Here is a 20,739-nt window from a genome sequence, read left to right as displayed (position 1 = left end):
GGTGTCCCCCACGTATGACGTGATCGTCATCGGTCTCGGCGGAATGGGCAGTGCCGCCGCCCACCATCTGTCCGCGCGCGGTGCCCGTGTGCTCGGCCTGGAGAAGTTCGGCCCGGTCCACAACCGCGGTTCCAGTCACGGCGGTTCGCGGATCACCCGGCAGTCCTACTTCGAGGACCCGGCGTACGTACCGCTGCTGCTGCGCGCCTACGAGCTGTACGACGAGGTGGAGCGGGCCACCGGCCGGGACATCGCGACGCTCTGCGGAGGCGTGATGATCGGCCCGCCCGACTCGCTGACCGTCTCCGGCTCACTGCGCTCCGCCACACAGTGGGATCTGCCCCACGAGATGCTGGACGCGGCCGAGATCCGCCGCCGCTTCCCGACCCTGAACCCGGACGACGACGAGATCGCGCTCTACGAGCCCAAGGCCGGCCTGGTCCGCCCCGAGAACATGGTCGCGGCTCATCTCCAGCTCGCCACCCGGCAGGGCGCCGAGCTGCACTTCGAGGAGCCGATGACGCGCTGGGAGCCGTACAAGGACGGCGTGCGTGTCCATACGGCCGACGACACCTACACCGCGGGCCAGCTGGTGATCTGCCCGGGGGCGTGGGCGCCGCAGCTGCTCACCGATGTCGGGGTGCCGTTCACCATCGAGCGGCAGGTCATGTACTGGTTCCAGCCGACCGGGGGTGTCCAGCCCTTTGTGCCCGAGAAGCATCCGATCTACATCTGGGAGGACGCGGCCGGGGTCCAGGTCTATGGCTTCCCGGCCATCGACGGCCCGGAGCTGGGCGCCAAGGTCGCCTTCTTCCGCAAGGGCGTCGAGTGCACCCCGGAGACCATCGAGCGGACCGTGCACGAGCACGAGACAAAGGCGATGGCGGACCACATGTCCCGCTGCATACCCGAACTGCCCGGCACCTTCCTCAAGGCCGCCACCTGCATGTACTCCAACACCCCCGACGAACACTTCGTCATCGCGCGCCATCCGGCGCATCCGGAGTCCGTGACCGTGGCCTGTGGGTTCTCCGGGCACGGCTTCAAGTTCGTGCCGGTCGTCGGCGAGATCCTCGCCGATCTGGCACTGAAGGGCACGACCCACCATCCGATCGGCCTGTTCGACCCCCGCCGCCTCGCCGCCGCGCCCGCCTGAGGAGTACGCACGTGACGACGACCCCGAGTTCTCCCACCACCCCCGCCCAGCTCCCCCCGAGCCTGGTGGCCACCCTGCCGGGCCACTACTACACCGACCGGGAGACCTTCCGACAGGAGCAGGAACGCGTCTTCGAGACGATGTGGTTCTGCGCCGTCCGCTCCGCGGACCTGGAGAAGCCCGGAGCCTTCCGCACCGTCCAGATCGGCCGCGAGAGCGTCCTCATCACTCGCTCCCGCACCGGGGAACTGCGCGCCTTTCTCAACATCTGCCGGCACCGGGGTGCCCGGCTGTGCACCGAGGAGTCCGGCGAGGTGCGGCGCAACCTCCAGTGCCCGTATCACGCCTGGACCTACGACCTTGACGGCAAGCTCGTCGCCGCGCCCAACCTGACGCGGATGCCCGACGTCGACCGCACGACGTACGGCCTGGTCAAGGTGGCCCTGAGGGAGTGGCTCGGCTATGCCTGGGTCTGCCTGGCGGACGAGCCGCCCTCCTTCGAGGAAACGGTCATGGGGGCCACGATCGAGCGCCTCGGCGATGTCGCGTCCATCGAGCGCTACCGCACCGAAGGCCTGGCGCTGGGCAAGCGCATCACCTACGACGTGAAGGCCAACTGGAAGCTGATCGTCGAGAACTTCATGGAGTGCTACCACTGCGCGACGATCCATCCCGAACTCACCGACGTGCTCCCCGAGTTCGCCGACGGCTACGCCGCCCAGTACTTCGTCGGCCACGGGGCCGAGTTCGGTGAGGGGGTCGAGGGCTTCACGGTCGACGGCACCGAGGGCTTCGGGCGGCTCGACGGCATCGCCGACGACCAGGACCGCCGCTACTACGCGATCACCGTCCGGCCGCAGGTCTTCATCAATCTGGTGCCCGATCACGTGATCATGCACCGGATGTTCCCGATGGCAGAGGACCGCACGGTCGTGGAGTGCGACTGGCTGTACGCCCCCGATGTCATCGACTCCGGAGCAGATATATCCAAATCAGTCGAACTGTTCCATCGTGTTAACGTTCAGGACTTCGACGCTTGCGAGCGTACTCAGCCTGCCATGAGTTCGCGGGCCTACCGCTCAGGCGGCGTGCTGGTGCCCAGTGAGCACCACATCAGCGCGTTCCACCACTGGCTGACACAGAAGCTCAGCCCCGAGGACGGCCCGGGGAGCACAGGAAACTCAGGGAACGCGGCGCACGCACAGAACACGGAAGCCCCCATGTTGTTGTGAACCACATCACACCATGCCGTGATCGTGAATGACTTCGACAGTCGTGGGCAGACGACCCCACCCCGTGTCGCAACCAGACGGTGGCGTCATCGGGCCGGGTACGTCCCGGCACGCACGACAAGGAGCAAGAACCGAATATGGCCCAGCAGGAGACAGACGACTACGACTATGTGGTCGTCGGCGGAGGTACCGCGGGTTCTGTCATCGCCTCCCGCCTCACCGAGGACCCCGCGGTCCGCGTCGCCGTGATCGAGGGCGGTCCGTCCGACGTGGACCTGCCGGAGGTGCTGACACTGCGGCGCTGGCTGGGCCTGCTCGGCAGCGACCTCGACTACGACTACCCGACGACACCGCAGCCGCGGGGGAACTCCCACATCCGCCACAGTCGTGCCCGGGTGCTCGGCGGCTGCTCGTCCCACAACACCCTGATCAGCTTCAAACCGCTGCCGTCCGACTGGGACGAATGGGCGGAGGCGGGCGCCGAAGGCTGGGACGCGGCGTCCATGGACCCGTACTACGACCGGCTGCTGAACAACATCGTTCCGGTGGACGAGAAGGACCGCAACGCGATCGCCCGCGACTTCGTCGAGGCCGCGCAGGAGGCCGTGGGTGTGCCGCGCGTGGAGGGCTTCAACGAACAGCCCTTTCATGAGGGAGTCGGCTTCTTCGACCTCGCGTACCACCCGGAGAACAACAAGCGGTCCTCCGCCTCGGTCGCGTATCTGCACCCCTTCCTGGACCGCCCCAACCTCCATCTGCTGCTGGAGACCTGGGCGCTGCGTCTGGAGACGGCCGACGGACGGGCCACGGGTGTTCGCGTCCGGGCCAAGGACGGTACGGAGACGACCGTCACCGCGGCCCGTGAAGTCATCGTCTGCGCGGGCGCGGTGGACACCCCGAGGCTGCTGATGCTCTCCGGCATCGGGCCAAAGCAGGACCTGGAGACACTCGGCATCCCCGTCGTCCTCGATCTGCCCGGAGTCGGCGAGAACCTTCTCGACCATCCGGAGTCGGTGATCGTGTGGGAGACCCACGGCCCCATACCCGACAACTCCGCGATGGACTCCGACGCGGGTCTGTTCGTACGCCGGGACCCGGCCGCCAAGGGCCCGGACCTGATGTTCCACTTCTACCAAATACCCTTCACCGACAACCCCGAGCGCCTCGGCTACGAGAAACCGCGCTACGGAGTGTCGATGACGCCCAACATCCCCAAGCCGAAAAGCCGCGGCCGTCTTTACCTCACCAGTGCCGACCCGGCCGTCAAACCCGCCCTCGACTTCCGGTACTTCACCGACGAGGACGACTACGACGGACGCACCCTGGTGGACGGCATCCGCATCGCCCGCGAGATCGCCAGGACCGAACCGCTCGCCGCCTGGCTGAAGCGGGAGGTGTGCCCGGGTCCGGAGCTCACCGGTGACGAGGAACTCGGCGAGTACGCCCGCAAGGTGGCGCACACCGTTTATCACCCCGCCGGAACCTGCCGCATCGGAGCCGTCGACGACCCGCTCGCCGTGGTCGGTCCCGATCTGACGGTGCGCGGACTGGGCGGTCTGCGCATCGCCGACGCCTCCGTCTTCCCGACCATCCCTGCCGTCAACCCGATGATCGGGGTCTTCATGGTCGGCGAGAAATGCGCCGACCTGCTCACCCGGACCACCTCCCCCGGAGACGATGCCTGATGTCCACGTCCATGACGAAAGAGGAGACGGTGCAGGACACCGCCTCCGTTTTCTCCGTACGCAATCTGTGGAAGGTCTTCGGGCCGAAGGCCGAGCGCATACCCAACGGGGAACTCGCAGAGCTGCCGGCCGACGAACTGCGCCGCCGCACGGGCTGCACGGTCGCCGTGCGCGACGTGAGTTTCGACGTACGGCAGGGCGAGGTGTTCGTGGTCATGGGCCTGTCCGGCTCCGGCAAGTCCACCCTCGTGCGCTGTCTGACCCGGCTGATCGAACCCACCTCCGGCGTGCTGGAGATCGACGGTGAGGACGTCCTCGCCATGGACAAGGCCCGTCTGCGTGAGCTGCGCAGGCACCGGGCGGCCATGGTCTTCCAGCACTTCGGGCTGTTGCCGCACCGCTCGGTGCTCGACAACGTCGCCTACGGACTCGAGATCCAGGGCGTGGACCGGCTCGAACGCCGCGCTCAGGCCATGAAGGTGATCGCCAAGGTCGGCCTCGAAGGCATGGAGCACCGCCGTCCCACCCAGCTGTCCGGCGGCCAGCAGCAGCGTGTCGGGCTCGCGCGGGCACTGGCCGTCGACCCCGAAGTCCTGCTGTTCGACGAGCCGTTCAGCGCGCTCGACCCGCTGATCCGCCGTGACATGCAGGAGGAGGTCATCCGGCTCCACCGCGAGGAGGGCCGCACGATGATCTTCATCACGCACGACCTGAACGAGGCGCTCAGGCTCGGCGACCGGATCGCGCTCATGCGCGACGGGGCGATCGTGCAGTGCGGCTCCCCGGAGGAGATCGTCGCCGCCCCGGCCGACGACTACGTACGGGACTTCGTTCGCGACGTACCCCGTGAGCAGGTCATCACGGCCCGCACCGCCATGCGCCCGGCGCGGGACGGCGAGGCGGGCGTCGGCCCCGAGGTCACCCCACTGTCCACGGTCGCCACCGCCATCGAGGCCGTTGCCCGCGACGGCGCGCCGGCGCGGGTCATGGACGACGGCAAGCTGCTCGGCATCGTCGACCACGAGGCCCTGCTCGCCGTCGTGGCGGGCCTCGACACCGCCTCGCCGAAGGCGGGTGCGGCCGCATGAGCGCGCATACCGGTACGACGGATCGCGGCGCCCACTCCGGCAGAGATCGCCGGAACGCGGCGGTGAGCGGCCGATGAGTACCACGATCCCCACCAAGCCGGACAGCCCGAACCCGGAGAAGGTCGGCTCCCCGCCGGGCGGCCCCGAAACCGCCGGCGCCCTGGCCAGGCTGCGGGCCCGGCTGTCCGTCATGCGTCCCGCAAGCCGCCGGCTGACCGGCCTCGCCGCCCTCGCGATGGTGCTAGTGCCTGTCGCCGCCGTGCTGTGGGGCAGTGACAGCTGGCCCGGCGCACTGGGTGTGGACATCTCGGGACCGCTCGACGACTTCAGCAAGTGGATCGTCGACAACCGCGACACCAGCCCGGTCTTCCTCTACTTCCTGCTGCACATCAGCAACACCTCGGTGGACGCTGTGGACGGCGTCTACCAACTGCTGGACTTCCTGGGCTGGACGGGTGTCACCGCCGCCGGTGTACTGCTCGCCTGGCGGGCCGGCGGAGCGGGCCGGGCCGGGCTCAAGGTCGCCGCGATCGCACTCGGCGCCTTCGCCGGCTGCGGTCTGCTCGGCATGTGGGACCCGGCGATGCTCACGCTGGCCCTCATGATCGTCGCGGTCGCCGTCTCCGCACTGGTCGGCTTCCTGCTCGGCCTGGCGGCCGGCCTCTCCGACCGGGTCGACCGGGCCCTGCGCCCCGTGCTGGACACCATGCAGGTGCTCCCGGCCTTCGCGTACCTGCTCCCCTTCGTGCTGATCTTCGGCACCGGCTCGCCCGCCGCCCTGCTCGCCACCGTGATCTACGCGGCGCCCCCCATGACGCGGCTCACCGCGCTGGGTCTGCGGGGTGCCGACCCGGCCGTGCTCGAGGCCTCGGCCTCGCTGGGTGCGAGCGGCTGGCAGCGGCTGCGCACGGCCAGGCTGCCGCTGGCCCGCAAGGAACTGCTGCTCGGCCTCAACCAGACGATCATGATGGCCCTGTCCATGGTGGTCATCGCCTCGGTGATCGGGGCCGGCGGTCTCGGCGACGAGGTGTACTCCGCGCTGTCCACCGTCGACGTCGGAGCGGCACTCGCCGCGGGCATCCCGATCGTGCTGATCGCCGTATGGCTGGACCGCACGACCGAGGCCGCGGGTGAGCTGCTCGGCGCGCCGCCTGCCGCCGACGGGCCCCGTGCGGTGCGCGTGCCGGTGTACTTCGGCCCTCGTCCGCTACGCCTCGGCTCCCGGCTGCTGTACGCAGGTCGGATCCGGTGGATCACGGTCGCCGTGAGCACCGTGGCCACTGTCCTCGGTATCGTGGCGGCCCTCGTGGCGGGCAAGCTCGCCGGTGCGGCGACCTGGCCCGACGCGTGGACGTTCGACATCTCAGGCCCCGTCAACGACATCCAGGACTGGATGGTCAACCACGTCCACGCCGGGGTTCCCGTCCTCGGCGGCACCGAGGTCTGGGCGTCCAACTTCACCTCCTGGGTGCTCAACCCGCTCCGTGACGTCCTCCAGGGCGCCCCGTGGTGGTCGCTGCTCCTGCTGGTCGCGGGCTTGGCGCTGCTGGCCGGCACCTGGCGCACCGCGCTCGGCGCGGCAGCGGCGCTGGCGGCCACCGGTGTCCTCGGTGTCTGGTCGAAAACTCTGGACACGCTGTCACAGGTCCTGGGCGCCGTGGCGCTCACCCTGGTGCTGGGCGTCCTCATCGGCATCCTCGCCGCCCGCGTCTCCTGGGTGGAGCGCACGCTGCGGCCGGTGCTGGACGTCCTGCAGACCCTGCCGCAGTTCGTGTACCTCATCCCGGTCGTCGCGCTGTTCGGAGTGGGGCGTGCCGCCGCGATCACCGCGGCCGTCGCGTACGCCCTGCCCGCCGTGGTCCGCATCACCACCCAGGGTCTGAAGCAGACCGACCCGGCCGCTCTGGAGGCCGCCCGTTCGCTGGGGGCCACCGGTATGCAGCAACTGCGCCAGGTCCAGTTGCCGTTGGCCAGGCCGGCACTGCTGCTGGCCGTCAACCAGGGTGTGGTGCTGGTGCTGGCCGTCGTCATCGTCGGCGGCCTGGTCGGCGGCGGGGCCCTCGGCTACGACGTCGTGTACGGCCTGTCCCGCGGCGACCTCGGCGTCGGCCTGGTGGCGGGCGCGGCGATCGTCTGTCTCGGTCTGGTACTGGACCGGGTGACCCAGCCCGCACCGGCGCGGAGGAAGGACGGCTAGCACGCCAGTCACGGTCGCCCGAGCCGGTCGACTCCCCTTCAGAACACGCAAGTTCACCACTGACCACGCACAGGCAAGCAGGCCCGCGCGGGGCAACCGCAACCGGGCTTGAGCAGGCTCTTGAGCAAGCTAAGGAAGAATTCATCGTGCAGACCAGACAACGCCGCATATTCCGTTCCGCCCTCGCCGTCGCCGCCGGCCTCGGCCTGACCGCCGTCGCCGGCTGCGGCGCTGCCGACACCGGCAAGTCCGCCTCCGCGGGCAGCACCGACACGATCACCCTCACCAAGCCCTCCTGGGTGGGCGCGGAGGCCAACACGGCAGTCGCCCAGTACGTGCTGGAGACCGAGCTCGACTACAAGGTCAACACCAAGCAGATGGGCGAGGTCATCGCCTGGGACGCGCTCAGCAAGGGCACGATCGACGCCGTCCTGGAGGACTGGGGCCACCCCGAGCAGGAGAAGCAGTACGTCGAGGACAAGAAGACCGTCGTGAAGGCGGGCGATCTCGGGGTCACCGGCCACATCGGCTGGTTCGTCCCCAAGTACTGGGCCGACGCGAACCCCGACGTCACTGACTACAAGAACCTCAGCAAGTACGTCGACGAGCTCAAGACCTCGGAGAGCGGCGGCAAGGGCCAGCTGCTCGAAGGCTCCCCGGACTACGTCACTTTCGACGACGCCATCATCAAGAACCTGAATCTGAACCTCAAGACGGTCTACGCGGGCTCCGAAGCCGCCCAGATCACCCAGATCCAGCAGAACGCCAAGGCCAAGAAGCCCTTCCTCACCTACTGGTGGACCCCGCAGTGGCTCAACGCCGAGGTGGAGATGGTCGAGGTGAAGCTGCCGGAGTACAAGGAGGGCTGCGACGCCGACCCGAAGAAGGTCGCCTGCGCCTACCCCAACACCCCGCTGCAGAAGTTCCTCAACGCCGACTTCGCCAAGGACGGCGGGAAGGCGGCCACGTTCCTCAAGAACTTCAAGTGGACCGCGGAGCAGCAGAACGAGGTCGCCAAGATGATCGCCCAGGAGAAGATGTCCCCGGAGGCGGCCGCGAAGAAGTGGGTGGACGCCAACCCGGACGTCGTCAAGGCCTGGCTGCCGTAGTCACAGGCCGCCCGGCTCCCGTAACCACACGCCCGGCTGACCTGAGCCATCGCGTGACGTCATGAGCCGCGGCGTGAGTTGACGGCTGTGATCGCGTGCCCCGCCGCCCCGTCCCGCACGGCGGCCGGCGGGGGCACGCGGACCGTGCCCGCACAGCCCCGCCGAGTCCCGTCGGGCCTGGAAGCAACCGAAGGAATCGACCATGCCGGACCTGTTCATCGGCGGTGCCTGGACCGCCGCTCTCGACGAGGGGACCCGTGAGATCCGCTGTCCCGCCGACGGCAGTCCGGTCGCGGTCGTCGACGAGGCGGGGGGCAAGGACACCGCCCTGGCGATCGCCGCCGCCCGGCACGCCTTCGACGAGGGGTCCTGGCCGGGCACCCCGGCCGCCGAGCGCGGCGACCTGCTGCTGCGCGTCGCCGATCTCCTCGTACGCGACAAGGCGCTGCTGGCCCGCGCCGAATCCCTCGACACCGGCAAGCGGCTGGTCGAGAGCGAGTATGACATGGACGACATCGCCAACTGCTTCCGCTACTTCGGCCACCTTGCGGCGCAGGTCGGCGACCGCGTCGTCGACACCGGCAACCCGGATGCCGAGAGCCGGGTGGTGTACGAACCGGTCGGCGTCTGTGCGCTGATCACCCCCTGGAACTACCCCCTTCTCCAGACGGCCTGGAAGGTCGCCCCGGCCCTGGCCGCCGGAAACACCTTCGTCCTCAAGCCCAGCGAGCTCACCCCGCACTCGGCGATCCATCTGATGCGGCTGCTCTCGGAGGCCGGGCTCCCGGCGGGAGTCGCCAACCTGATCCTGGGCTCGGGCCCCGAGGCGGGCGCCCCGCTGGCCGACCACCCCGACGTCGACATGGTCTCCTTCACCGGCGGTCTGCAGACCGGTCGCCGTCTGATGGCCACGGCAGCGGGCACCGTCAAGAAGGTCGCCCTCGAACTCGGCGGCAAGAACCCCAACATCGTCTTCGCCGATGCCGACTTCGAGACCGCCGTCGACATGGCGCTCACCGCCGTGTTCCTGCACTCCGGGCAGGTCTGCTCGGCGGGCGCCCGGCTGCTGGTCGAGGACTCACTGCACGACCGGTTCGTCGACGAGGTGGTGCGCCGGGCCCGACTGATCCGGCTGGGCGGTCCGTTCGACGAGCAGGCGCAGACCGGCCCGCTGATCTCCGCGCAACATCTCGCCAAGGTCGAGGCGTATGTCGCGGCGGGGCTCGCGGAGGGAGCGGTGCTGCGCTGCGGCGGCGCCCGCCCCAGCGGCGACCCGGCTCTGGCGGACGGCTACTTCTACCTCCCCACCGTGCTCGACGAGTGCGGCGCCGGCATGTCCGTGGTGCGAGAGGAGTCCTTCGGCCCGGTCCTCACCGTGGAGCGGTTCACCGACGAGGACGACGCGGTCCGCCTCGCGAACGACACGATCTACGGCCTCGCCGGCGCCGTCTGGACCTCCGACCAGGAGCGCGCGCAGCGCGTGGTGTCCCGGCTGCGCATCGGCACGGTCTGGATCAATGACTACCACCCGTACGTTCCGCAGGCGGAGTGGGGCGGCTTCAAGCAGTCCGGCTTCGGCCGCGAACTCGGTCCGACGGGTCTGGCGGAGTACCAGGAGCCCAAGCACATCTGGCGCAACACCAGCCCGGCGCCTCAGGGCTGGTTCTCCTGACGCCCTGAGGTCAGCCGTGGCCAGGCGCTCAGGTCACGGCCGGGCGCTTGAACATGCGGGTCGCCGTGATCTCGCTGTGTACCGATTCGCCCTCTCCGGCCGGGGTCTGCTGCGGCAGCCCCGGCCGGAGGTGTTCCTCCACGCTGATGTACTTCAGGCCGGCTCGGAGATCGGCGTCGTTGCGGAGACGGATGACCAGGGGGAACTCCGCCAGCGCTGTCGTGTCGAACAGACCCGTGGTGTAGAGGAGTTGGACGCCCAGCGCGTCCGAGACCGCCCTCTGCAGTTCCAGCAGATACGTCGCGTTGGCCCGCCCGATGGGGTTGTCGAGGAACAGTGTGCCCGCGTGCCGTTGTTTGTCGCGGCCCCGGTCGTTCGAGCGGAGTGCGGCCATCGTGCAGTACAGGGCGATGGCAGCGGTGAGCAGCTGGCCGCCGGAGAACACGTCGCCCATCTGCCCGACGGGGACTCGCTCGGCGCGCAGTACGGCGTCCGGCTTGAGGATCTCGACGGCGACGCCCTTCGGCTGGAGTGCCGCGCCGACACCGCGCAGGAGCAGCGTCATGCCGTCGCGGCGCAGGTCGGAGTTCTTCTTGACGGCCGCTCGGGTCGCCTCGTCGATGACCTCGCCGAGCCGTTCGGTGAGCGTGGCCTGGTCGGGTTCCTCGAAGCGGATGCGCAGGAACTCCTGCCCGGACCACTCGCCGAGCCCTTCGGGGAGACGGGACAGCCGCTGGGCGGACCTCAAGGTCGCCAGCGCCGACTCCACGAGTCCTCGCAGCCGGTCGACGATCGAGTCCCGGTTGCGCTCCAGCTGCGCCAACTCGTCGGTGAGGACCCGGAGCCGGGGTGCGAAGGCGTCCGCCCACTTCTGGGCGTGCTCGGGCAGCGCGGAGGCGGGCAGCTCGCGGATCTGCTGCCGGGCGGGGGTGCGGACCTGTTCGTAACGCGTCGAGTTGGCATGCCGTACGAGGACGTCGCTCGCCTCTCGTACGGCGGCCTCGGCGGCGGAGAGGTCGGCGGCGCAGCCCCGCAAGGAGCGGCGGGTCTCCGCGGCGGACTGCCGGGCCTCTTCCAGAGTGCCGGGGTACGGCTCGGGCTCCTCCCGCTCCTCGTCCGTGGCGTGCTCGCGCAGGAGGTCCCGCAGCAGGGCGGCCGTCTCGTCGAAGCCGCCGGCCGCGTCCTCGGCGGCTCGGTGGGCGTCGAGCAGTTCGGCGTGAGCCTCACGTGCCTGGCTCAATGCCTCGGTACGGGAGGCTAGTTCGGCCGTGGCGGTACGCAGCAGGCTCTGCGCGTGCTCGGCGTCGCGCGGGAGAAGCTCCTCGGGCAGCTCGGTGTGGGCCTCGCCGTCCTCGGGGGCGTGCCGCTCGGCCTCGCCGCGCAGCCGACCGAGCTGCTCGCTCGCGGTCGACATACGGGTCTCCAGCAGCTGGACGAGCCCCTCGGCCCGGGCGACGGCGGCCTGCCGGGACGGCCCGTCGGAACCGTCCGGGGACTGAAGAAGCTGCGCCGCGCGCGTACGCACCTTGTTGCTGAGCCGGTCCAGCTCGGCGAGCGCGGCACTCTCGTCGCTCTCGGCCCGCGCCTGCTCGGCCCGCAGATCGGCACCGACCCCGACCTTCTCGTAGAGCTGCGACGCGGCGCGGTAGGCCTCGCGGAGGGCGGGGAGGGAAGGCTTGGGGTGGACGTGGCCGGAGGCCTTGCCGCCCGGTTTTTCTCCTGTTGTGTCTCCTGTTGTGCCTGCCTTGGGAGCGCCCTCGCCCTCTGCCGCTCCATCGTCCGGTACGTCGTCGGGGACGCCTGCGATCTCCGCGCGCTCGGCGCGCAGGGTGCGGGCCGTGCGGCGGGCGTCGTCGGCGGTGCGCTGGGCGGCGCGCCGGTCCTCGTCGGCGGCGCGGGCTCGCTCCAGGCAGGTCTGGGCGCGGGCCTCCGATTCGGCCGCCTCGTCGGCGAGTTCGCGCAGTCTGGCCTGCCAGCCGGCCCGTTCGCGCAGCCGGAAGGCGAGTCCGGCGAGCGCGTCGGCGGCCCGTCGGGCCCGCTGCGCGGCGTCCTGGCGTTCGTCCCGTACCCGGGCCGCGTCGGACGCGGCCTCGTCGGCCTCGGCCCGCACGGTACGCGCCTCGGCGAGTCCGGCTTCGGCCTCCTCGGCGAACGCGCGCGCATCGCGGGCCGCCGCGGCGAGTTCGGCGAGCCGTCCCGCCGGACACCCGGTACGCCAGGAGGCGAGGCGCGCCGCCAGCTCGCGGTCCTTGGCCAGCCGGGCCGCCAACTCCCGGATCTCCTCGTCCCGTTCACTCGCGCGTGTGCGCAGCGCCTGCCGCTCCTCGTCGGCGGCGTGCTCGTCGTGCATGGCCGGGTTCGGCGGTACGAGGAACACGTCGCTGCGGCCGCCGTCGCCCGCGTCGTGGGCCGGCGTCGGGGCGAGCAGCGCGGCAGCCGTACCGACGGCCACGGCGGACCGGGGCAGCAGCGCGGCATCGGCGAGGGCTTCGCGGGCGCGCGCGTGGGTTTCCGGATCCGTGATGATGACGCCGTCCACCAGCTCGGGCCGGGCGGTCAGCACGCGCGCGTGGTCGACGGGGTCGACGGCCTGCGCGAGATAGCGCCAGCCGGGGAGCGCGGGGATGCCGCGCTCGCCCAGGTACTCCACAGCGGCCATGACGTCCGGCCCCGGTGGCAGCAGCCCGCCGTCACCGAGGGCGCCAAGAATCCGCGCGTCGTCGGCCGCCACTGTCCGCAACTCGAAGAGCTGCCGCTCGGCGGAGGCGACGCCGTCGTCGAGCAACTCCCGCAACTCGTCGGCGTAACGGTCCAACTCCTCGGCGGTGAGGGGGCCTTCAGGCATCGGTTGGACAGCGGTCACACCCTGGCCCTCGCCAGGAACGCCCGTCACGTCACCGTGTACGCCCCCCGCGTTCCCGCCAGAGCCATCCGCCCCCGCTCGGGGTGACGGCACCCCGCCACGTCGCCCGCCGGAGGCGTTCGGCAGGCTCAGCAGTTCCGCCAGCCGTTCCTCGCCCGCCAGGGCTTCGGCGGTGGTCCGCTCCGCGTCGTAGGCGCGCTCGGCGGCCGTCGCGGCGTCCGACGCGCGGGCCGCCGTGAGTTCGGCGCGGGACTCGGTGGCGGCGGCCTCGCGAGCGTGTTCCGAGGCGCGGCGGGACGCCTCGCGTGCGGTGTCCCAGGCGGCGACGGCGGTCTTCTCGGCGTCGCTGGCCGCGAGGGCCGCGCGCGCGGGGTCGGCGTCGGGGGCGGTGTCGTCGAGCCAGCCTGCGCGTACCGCCTCGGCGGTCTCCTGCTCGACCTCGCCGAGCCGCTGCCGCAGGTGACCGACCTCGCTGCGGGCGCGCTGCGCCTCGGTGGCGGCGGCCGTCGAGTCGCGGTGGGCGGCCTCGCCGGTCTCCTGGAGTGCGGCGGAGCGCTCCTCCTCCTCGTTGGCGACCGTCTCGGCCCCTTCGGCCGCGGAGTGCAGCGCGCGGACGAGGTCGACGGCGGCCTTGGCGAGCTCGGCGAGCGCGGGCGCGGCATCCCGCTCGGCCTCGCGGATCGCGACGGCCACGCGCGCGGAGCGGTCCGCGGCGGCCCGGTGGCGCAGCACCGCCTCGGCGGCCTGCCAGGCGGAGTGCAACGTGCGCGCGTCGGCGAGCTCGCGCTTCTGCGCCGCCGCGGCCTTCTCGGCGCCGGCGAGCGCCAACGAGGCGTGCCGATAGGCGAGTTCCGCCGCGATCAGCGCGCTCCTGGAACGGGCGCCCTCGGCCTCGGTGACCGTGTGCGCGGCGGCAGTGACCCGCTGGGCGAGCTCGGCGGACCGGACCCGCTCCTGCACGGCGCGCGCGGTCAGCCGCCGGGCCAGCGTGCGCGTACGCCGCTCGGCGGCCGTGTGGATGTCCCGCGCGCGCGAACGTGTCTCTGCCGCCTCCACGATCCGCCCGAGCAGGTCCACGGACCCCGCCGTGAACTCCCGCTCGGCGATCAGCTCGGCCCGCCGCCCCAGCTTGTTGCCGAATCCGCCGACCAGGTCCGCGAGCCCGTCGGTGTCCCGGGTGTCGGTGACCGCGCGCAGCAGCAGATCGGTGAAGTCGGAGTCCTTCTTGACCGCGAAGAGGCCGGCCGCCTCACCCTCGTCGGAGTTCATCTCCCGCTGGTAGCGGAAGAGTTCGGGATCCAGACCGAGATCCCCGAGGTGTTCGTTCCAGCGGTCGTGGATCTCCTCCCAGTGCACCTCCAGGTGCGGGTACGCCTTCCCCGCCTCTGTGATCGCGTCCCGGAAGCCCTTCATCGTGCGGCGTCGCCCCTGCGCCCCGGACACGCCCTCGACATGTGGCCGTACGGCCGTGGCCTCGGCGACCGGCAGATTGTCCAGGCTCAGCCCGGGGCCGGGCCGGAACGAGTACCACGCTTCCGCGAACTTCCGCGGATCGTTGGAGACCTGGCGCCCGCGCCACTCGCTCACCTTGCCGGCCACGACGCACTCACCGGTCAGCGTGTGCTGCCACTCCAGCGCGACATGCCCGCAGTCGTCGGCGAGCAGGAACTTCCGCAGCACACCCGAACTGGCCCCGCCCAGCGTGTTCCGGTGTCCTGGCAGCATCACCGAGAAGATCAGCTTGAGCAGTACGGACTTGCCGCCGCCGTTCTCCAGGAAGAGCACGCCCGCGGGCGCGGGACGGCGCGGCGGCCCGGCCGGCTCCTCCTCGAAGAACTCCGCCTGGGTGGGCGCGGGGTCGGGCACGGGCTCGCCGACACCCCGCAGGTCCAGCACGGTGTCGGCGTAGCGCGCACCGGCCGGCCCGATGGAGTAGAGGCGGATCCGGGACAGCTCGTACATGGCGGCGGACTCTCGTAATCGGACGTATTCGGAAGGGAGTTGGGCTCGGTCGGGGTCGGGCGTGGTCGGAGTCGGAGGTGGTCGAGGTCAGGGGGCGTCGAGGTCGGGAGGCGGCGTCATGGTCTGGAGTGGAACGGCAGCCCGGCGTCGGCCGCCAGCTCCAGGTCGTCGGTGTCCTCGGCGGGCAGCAGGGTCGCGGTGCCGTCGGTGACCGGCACGATGCCCAGCTCGAGCAGCTCGGCCATGGCGGCGCTGCCCGCCATGTCGCGCACCTGGAGCTGGTAGCGGGCGGTCGTGCGGTACGTGCCTCCGCCGTCGTCCCCGGTGCGCTGCAGGAACCCGGAGTCGGTGAGGAACGCCACGGCCTTGCCCACGATGCCGGTGGTCGAACCGGCAAGACGGCGCGCGTCCTTGGTCGCCCCGGTCGCGCTGCGTCTGGCCCAGATCCGCCAGGCCGCCTCGAGGCCGGGCGCGTCGGTGGCCGGATCGGTGATCTCGCCCTGCTCCTCGGCCCGCTCTTCCAGGCGTCGGCAGGCCTGCCGTACGAACGCGTCCACTCCGTTGACCGAAACCCGCCCGATGTACCCGTCGTCGGCGAGGTCCTCGGGCCGCGGAAACGCCATCGCGGCGACAGCGAGATGCGCCAGCCCGTGCAGGAACCGGTCCCCGGCGTCCGCGGACGCCCGCCGCGCATAGTCCCCCATGCGCACGGCGAACACCGAGTCCTCGGCTGCCGTCACCGCCATCCCCGCGCGCGGCGACACCTCCAGCACGACCAGCCCGAGCCCCGCGGCAACAGCATCGGCGAGCCGGGCGAACGCCGGGTCCTCCCGATACCGCCGCAGCAGCTCGGCGTACTCCTGGTCGCGGGCGGGCTGCAGTTTGGGCTGCAGCCCGAAGGCGACGAGCCGCGCCGCGTCGGCGGCGTCGGCAGGGGTGACGGCACTGCTCACCAGCGCTCCGGCAGCCTCCGGTTCACTCCACTCGACGTGCTCGGTCACGGTTGGGACTCCTCGGGAATCTGGCAAACGCGGGCGAGACCAACTTGGTCAGGGGCGCGGGGCGTGACACCATGCGGCCCCGCCGCGCGGGCGCGACAAGCCACCGACGGCCCGCAGCCAAAGAATGACCCGCCGTTCATCGGCCCTCCAAGCGGAGCGCCGCCGCGTCCAACAGCGCCATGCCCACGATGAGATCCGCCCCGCCGAACTCCGGATCGTCCAACTCGGTCCCGTCGTCCACCGAGAACAGCAGCTTCTCCTCGCCCTGCCGATAGGCGGTACCCACCGGCGGGCTGGCGGCGTGCACGGCCAACAGCGCGACCAGATACGGCAACTCGGGATCCGAGCGGCGCGCATCCGCCAGCAACCCCGACAACCGCCGCGGCGCATCGGCCGGAAGGTCCAGCAACTCCATGGCCGCGGCCAACTGCTCCTCGCTGAACCGGCTGTCGTCCGGCGTGGCGATCAGATCCGGCTCGGGCATCTGAGCTCCGAGATGCTCCCGCTCCATGGGCGGCGCCAGCAGGATGTCGACCAGGTCTCCGACCCGTACGGACACCGGAGTACGCAGGCCCGTCCCGCGCGCGAAGAACGCGTCCGTCACGCGCAGGGCCTGCTCGACGGGCAGGGGCAGCACCGGCACGACAAGGTGCCCGTACAGGTCGATCCCCGAAGTCGCCATGGGCGCGGCGAAGGCCTGTCGGTCCTGCTCGGCGCGGAACAGCGGGCCGGCCTCCAGGAGGCGGGACTGCAACTGCGTATGGCGGCGGATGCAGTCCTTGACGATGTCGACGAGCTCGGCGGCACGGCGCTTGTGCTCGGGGTCCTCGGACTCGTCGCGGGCCTTGCGGATGTTGGTGAGGATCGCGTTCTCGTGGCGATAGCGGTCGGCCACGTGGTCGAGCGCCTCGGTGATCATGTCGGGCACGGCCTGCAGCCAGTCCACCGCGCGGACATTGCGCCGCGTCGCGTCCAGGGTCCTGCGGAGCGTCTCGGAGTACTGCACGGTCCGGTAGCGGGCCTGCTCGGCGGCGAGCTGCGCGTCGGCGAGCCTGCCGCGGCTGATCAGCACCTCCAGCTTGACCTCGGCGGCGATCTGCGCGCTGGTGACGTCCGTGTCGAGGGCGCCCACCAGGACGTTGACCGCCTCGTCCGTCGTACGGAGATACACGCTCCCGCCGTAGCCGGGCACCTCCTCGATCAGCTTGAAGTCGTAGTCGCGGCGCACATAGGAGCCGTCGGGCGTGAACGTGCCGTACACGGCACGGAAGCCGCGGTCGACGCTGCCGACGTTGATCAGGTTCTCCAGGACCCAGCGGGCCACCCGCTCGTGCTCTGCGACGGGGCGGCGTGGGGCCTGCGCGGCGATGCGCGGGATGAGCCTGGCCACGATCTGGTCGTGGTCGGCGCCCGTGTCGAAGTCCATGTTCAGCGTGACGAGGTCGATGGCGGCGAGGGCCACCTCCGCCATCCCGTACACGGAGTACTCACCCGCGAGGTTCGCCTTGCGTACATCGAGGTCGTGCAGGGGTGCGGTGCAGGCGAGCGCGCGCAGGCGCCGCGCCAGCCCTTCGTCGGCGGCCGGGCCCGGGGCGGGCCGCGGCCCCGCGCTGAGCTGGGGCGGAACACTGTCCGTCGATGCAGGCGAAGTCACGATGCAAAGACTAGGTCCTGGGTCTGACAACACACCGAACGCCCCAGAAGGGCACCCACGTCACTTCGGTTTCTGCTCCGCCACCCGTTGCCCATAGACCTCCACGACCCGCCTGCGCGAATCGGCGAGGTAGACCGCGAGCAATTGCTCGGCCTCGTCCCGGCCGCCGTCCTGGAGGGCCTTCAGGATCTGGCCGTTGCGGGCGAGGTACGGCTCGTGCAGCCGTCGTGGGTCGTCCACCAGGTGGAAGGCGAGCCGGAGTTCGGCGAGGACCCCGCTCATCAGTTCGTCGGTGCGGGCGCTTCCGGCGAGCGCCACCAGCTCCCGGTGGAAGCGGATGTTGGACGTGCCCAGGGCTTTCCAGTCCTTTTCGCCCGTCGCCCGCTGCCCGTCGGCGACGGCTCGGGCGAGACCGTCCACTGCGTACGGCGGCTTGCCGAGACCGCGGACGACGGCGCACTCCACGAGGCTCCGGGTGCGGTAGATGTCCTCGACGTCCTCGACGGTCGGGATCCGTACGAACACGCCACGGTTGAGCTCGTGCACCAGCAGCCGTTCGTGCGTGAGCAGCCGGAACGCCTCCCGCAGCGTGTTGCGTGAGACACCGAGAGCGCCTCCGATGCTGTCCTCGGACAGCCGCGTGCCGGGCGGGAAGAACCCCTCGGCGATCCGGCTCCTGAGGATGTCCGAGACCCGCTCCGCGGTGCTGGTGCGTCCCAACAGTGCGCGATCGTCCGCCAGTCCGTTCAGTTCGGCCACACCCGGATTCAATCGCAGATACAAGAACGAAACAACATAGGTATTGAAGGATCGTTCAACGATCCTCTACCTTGCTGGGACAGGCGCCGGCCGTTCGTCCCGGCGCCGACGGCTTCCGCACGCCGGTTCAGTTCCTCAGCGCTTCCGTACGGCACGGCTCATCAGTCCTGAAGCACCCTCCGTCCTCAACTGCGAGGTGCACCATGAGCACGACCCCTCCACCGCAGGCCCTCACCACCGAGACCCGCACCGATTCGGGCGAATCCGCCACCGACGAGGGCGCGTTCGCCTGGCTGCGGGCCCTGGGCCCGCGGGGCCGCCGCGCCTTCGGCGGCGCGTTCGGCGGCTATGCCCTCGACTCGTACGACTACTTCACGCTGCCGCTGAGCATGGTGGCCCTGGCTGCGTACTTCGGCCTCAACAGCGGCCAGACCGGGCTGTTCACGACCGTCACGCTGGTCGTCTCCGCGATCGGCGGTGCCATCGCGGGTGTGCTCGCGGACAGGATCGGGCGCGTCAAGGCCCTGATGATCACGGTGATCACGTACGCGGTCTTCACCGTGGCCTGCGGCTTCGCGCCCAACTACGAGACCCTGCTGGTGTTCCGTGCCCTTCAGGGGCTCGGTTTCGGCGGCGAGTGGGCGGTCGGCGCGATCCTGGTCGCCGAGTACGCGAGCCCGAAGCACCGGGGGCGCACGCTCGGCGCGATCCAGAGTTCCTGGGCCGTCGGCTGGGGACTCGCCGTGCTCGTCTACACGCTGGTCTTCCAGTTCATGGACGACGACATCGCCTGGCGGGTGATGTTCTGGACCGGCGCACTGCCCGCACTGCTCGTCATCTGGGTCCGCCGTCACGTGAAGGACGCCCCCAAGGCGACCGAACGCCGCAAGGAGAGCCCCCAGAAGGGCTCGTTCGCGGCCATCTTCAAGCCGGCCACGGCCGAATCACCCGGACTGCTCCGGACGACGATCTTCGCGGTCCTGCTCTCCACCGGTGTCCAGGGCGGCTACTACACACTGGCCACCTGGGTGCCCACGTACCTGAAGACGGAGCGCGAACTGTCCGTCGTGGGCACCGGCGGCTATCTCACGTTCCTGATCAGCGGAGCCTTCCTCGGCTATCTGACCGGTGGTTATCTCACCGACAAGCTGGGCCGCAGGCGGAACATCTGGCTCTTCGCGGTGCTCTCGGCGATCTGCATCCTGGCCTACGCGAACATCCCCACCGGCGCCAACACCCTTCTCCTTGTGCTCGGTTTCCCGCTCGGCTTCTGTATGTCGGCGATTTTCAGCGGCTTCGGTTCGTTCCTGAGCGAGCTGTACCCGACGGCGGTGCGCGGCACGGGGCAGGGCTTCACGTACAACACCGGCCGCGCCGTGGGCGCCGTCTTCCCGACGTGCGTCGGGTTCCTGGCCGACAGCTGGGGGGTCGGCGGTGCGCTGGTCTTCGGCGCGATCGGTTACGGTCTCGCGGCGCTGGCCCTGTTCGGGCTGCCCGAGACGCGGGGGAAGGAGATCCTGTGAACCGCACTCAACTCCGGCACCAGGACGTGCTCGACGAGCACGCGCACTCGTGGAGCCCCGACGAGGCGCGCACCCGCTTCCGTTCGGGCGTGTCGGGCCCCACCGCGGGCTGCGCGGCGGGCCACACCCAGGCGAACCTGATCTCGGTGCCCGCCGACTGGGCGTACGAGATGCTGCTGTTCTGCCAGCGCAACCCGAAGCCCTGCCCGGTCCTCGACGTCACCGACGCCGGCTCCTGGACCACCGTCCTCGCCCCGGGCGCCGATCTGCGCACCGATCTGCCGCGCTACCGGGTGTGGGAGCACGGCGAGTTGGTGGAGGAGCCCACGGACGTGCTGGCCCACTGGCGCGACGACCTCGTGTCGTTCCTCATCGGGTGCAGCTTCACCTTCGAGTGGGCGCTGGCCGAGGCCGGCGTACCGCTGCGCCACCTCGAGCAGGGACGCAACGTCTCCATGTACGTGACGAACCGTCAGTGCCGTCCGGCGGGGCGGCTGCACGGCCCCATGGTGGTGTCGATGCGCCCGGTTCCGCCCGAGCACCTGGCGGCGGCGATCCGGGAGAGCAGTCTGCTGCCCGCGGTGCACGGCAGCCCGGTCCACTGCGGCGCCCCGGACGTACTCGGCATCGAGGACCTCACGCGCCCCGACTTCGGCGATCCCGTGGACGCCGGTCCCGACGACATCCCGGTGTTCTGGGCCTGCGGCGTCACCCCGCAGGCCGCGGTGATGGCCTCGCGCCCACCGTTCGCGATCACTCACGCACCAGGCCAGATGTTCATCACCGACGCCCGCGACGAGCAGTACCGCGTGGCCTGACAGGAGGAATCGACATCTCC

13 protein-coding genes are annotated in these 20,739 nt (G+C 70.7%); 9 read left to right on the top strand and 4 right to left on the bottom strand.

Annotation, left to right across the window (positions count from 1 at the left end; genetic code table 11):
* Position 1: 1 nt before the first annotated feature.
* The 7 genes from solA to IEZ21_RS34945 all read left to right on the top strand — a co-directional run bounded on the left by solA (position 2) and on the right by IEZ21_RS34945 (position 10,139).
* Entirely contained in the window at positions 2 to 1,156 is a 1,155-nt protein-coding gene (gene solA / locus IEZ21_RS34975; protein ID WP_189325836.1) for an N-methyl-L-tryptophan oxidase, read from the top strand.
* Positions 1,157 to 1,167: 11 nt separating this feature from the next.
* Positions 1,168 to 2,388: an aromatic ring-hydroxylating oxygenase subunit alpha gene (locus IEZ21_RS34970; protein ID WP_189325835.1), complete on the top strand. Its 1,221-nt coding sequence runs from the start codon at positions 1,168 to 1,170 to the stop codon at positions 2,386 to 2,388.
* A 137-nt stretch (positions 2,389 to 2,525) separates the two neighbouring features.
* Positions 2,526 to 4,073 carry a GMC family oxidoreductase gene (locus tag IEZ21_RS34965; protein WP_189325834.1) on the top strand — a complete coding sequence of 516 codons (1,548 nt, stop codon included), beginning with the start codon at positions 2,526 to 2,528 and terminating at the stop codon, positions 4,071 to 4,073.
* A complete protein-coding gene (locus IEZ21_RS34960) occupies positions 4,073 to 5,161 on the top strand; it encodes a quaternary amine ABC transporter ATP-binding protein (protein WP_189325833.1) in 1,089 nt (362 codons plus the stop codon). The genes IEZ21_RS34965 and IEZ21_RS34960 overlap by 1 nt, the downstream gene beginning before the upstream one ends.
* Before the next feature lie 73 nt (positions 5,162 to 5,234).
* Positions 5,235 to 7,358, top strand: a complete 2,124-nt coding sequence (locus IEZ21_RS34955) for an ABC transporter permease subunit (protein ID WP_189325832.1) — start codon at positions 5,235 to 5,237, stop codon at positions 7,356 to 7,358.
* A gap of 146 nt (positions 7,359 to 7,504) precedes the next feature.
* Complete coding sequence (locus IEZ21_RS34950; RefSeq protein ID WP_246568449.1) at positions 7,505 to 8,467, top strand: ABC transporter substrate-binding protein; 963 nt, start codon at positions 7,505 to 7,507, stop codon at positions 8,465 to 8,467.
* A 202-nt stretch (positions 8,468 to 8,669) separates the two neighbouring features.
* Positions 8,670 to 10,139, top strand: coding sequence for an aldehyde dehydrogenase family protein (locus IEZ21_RS34945; RefSeq protein WP_189325831.1), 1,470 nt, complete (start codon positions 8,670 to 8,672; stop codon positions 10,137 to 10,139).
* A gap of 28 nt (positions 10,140 to 10,167) precedes the next feature.
* Here the strand turns inward: IEZ21_RS34945 and IEZ21_RS34940 are convergent, their stop codons facing one another.
* The 4 genes from IEZ21_RS34940 to IEZ21_RS34925 form a co-directional block, all read right to left on the bottom strand.
* The gene (locus IEZ21_RS34940; RefSeq protein WP_189325830.1) at positions 10,168 to 14,964 is read right to left on the bottom strand and encodes a hypothetical protein; all 4,797 of its coding nucleotides are present in this window, start codon (positions 14,962 to 14,964) and stop codon (positions 10,168 to 10,170) included.
* A 116-nt stretch (positions 14,965 to 15,080) separates the two neighbouring features.
* Positions 15,081 to 15,965, bottom strand: a complete 885-nt coding sequence (locus tag IEZ21_RS34935; protein ID WP_189325829.1) for a hypothetical protein — start codon at positions 15,963 to 15,965, stop codon at positions 15,081 to 15,083.
* Between the two features lie 136 nt (positions 15,966 to 16,101).
* On the bottom strand, positions 16,102 to 17,619 hold the full coding sequence (locus IEZ21_RS34930) for a hypothetical protein (RefSeq protein ID WP_189325828.1): 1,518 nt from the start codon (positions 17,617 to 17,619) through the stop codon (positions 16,102 to 16,104).
* A 60-nt stretch (positions 17,620 to 17,679) separates the two neighbouring features.
* Entirely contained in the window at positions 17,680 to 18,378 is a 699-nt protein-coding gene (locus tag IEZ21_RS34925; protein WP_189325827.1) for a GntR family transcriptional regulator, read from the bottom strand.
* A 203-nt stretch (positions 18,379 to 18,581) separates the two neighbouring features.
* On the opposite strand from IEZ21_RS34925, the gene IEZ21_RS34920 reads away from it, so the two are divergent.
* Both IEZ21_RS34920 and IEZ21_RS34915 read left to right on the top strand, forming a co-directional pair.
* A complete protein-coding gene (locus IEZ21_RS34920; protein WP_189325826.1) occupies positions 18,582 to 19,901 on the top strand; it encodes an MFS transporter in 1,320 nt (439 codons plus the stop codon).
* The gene (locus IEZ21_RS34915; protein WP_189325825.1) at positions 19,898 to 20,719 is read left to right on the top strand and encodes a putative hydro-lyase; all 822 of its coding nucleotides are present in this window, start codon (positions 19,898 to 19,900) and stop codon (positions 20,717 to 20,719) included. The genes IEZ21_RS34920 and IEZ21_RS34915 overlap by 4 nt, the downstream gene beginning before the upstream one ends.
* Positions 20,720 to 20,739 lie beyond the last annotated feature (20 nt).

Origin of the sequence: Streptomyces flaveus, from assembly GCF_014647675.1 — a bacterium.
GTDB classification, from domain to species: domain Bacteria; phylum Actinomycetota; class Actinomycetes; order Streptomycetales; family Streptomycetaceae; genus Streptomyces; species Streptomyces flaveus.
Note: the sequence above shows the minus strand (reverse complement) of the source record. Positions and strands in the feature narration are given on the sequence as shown.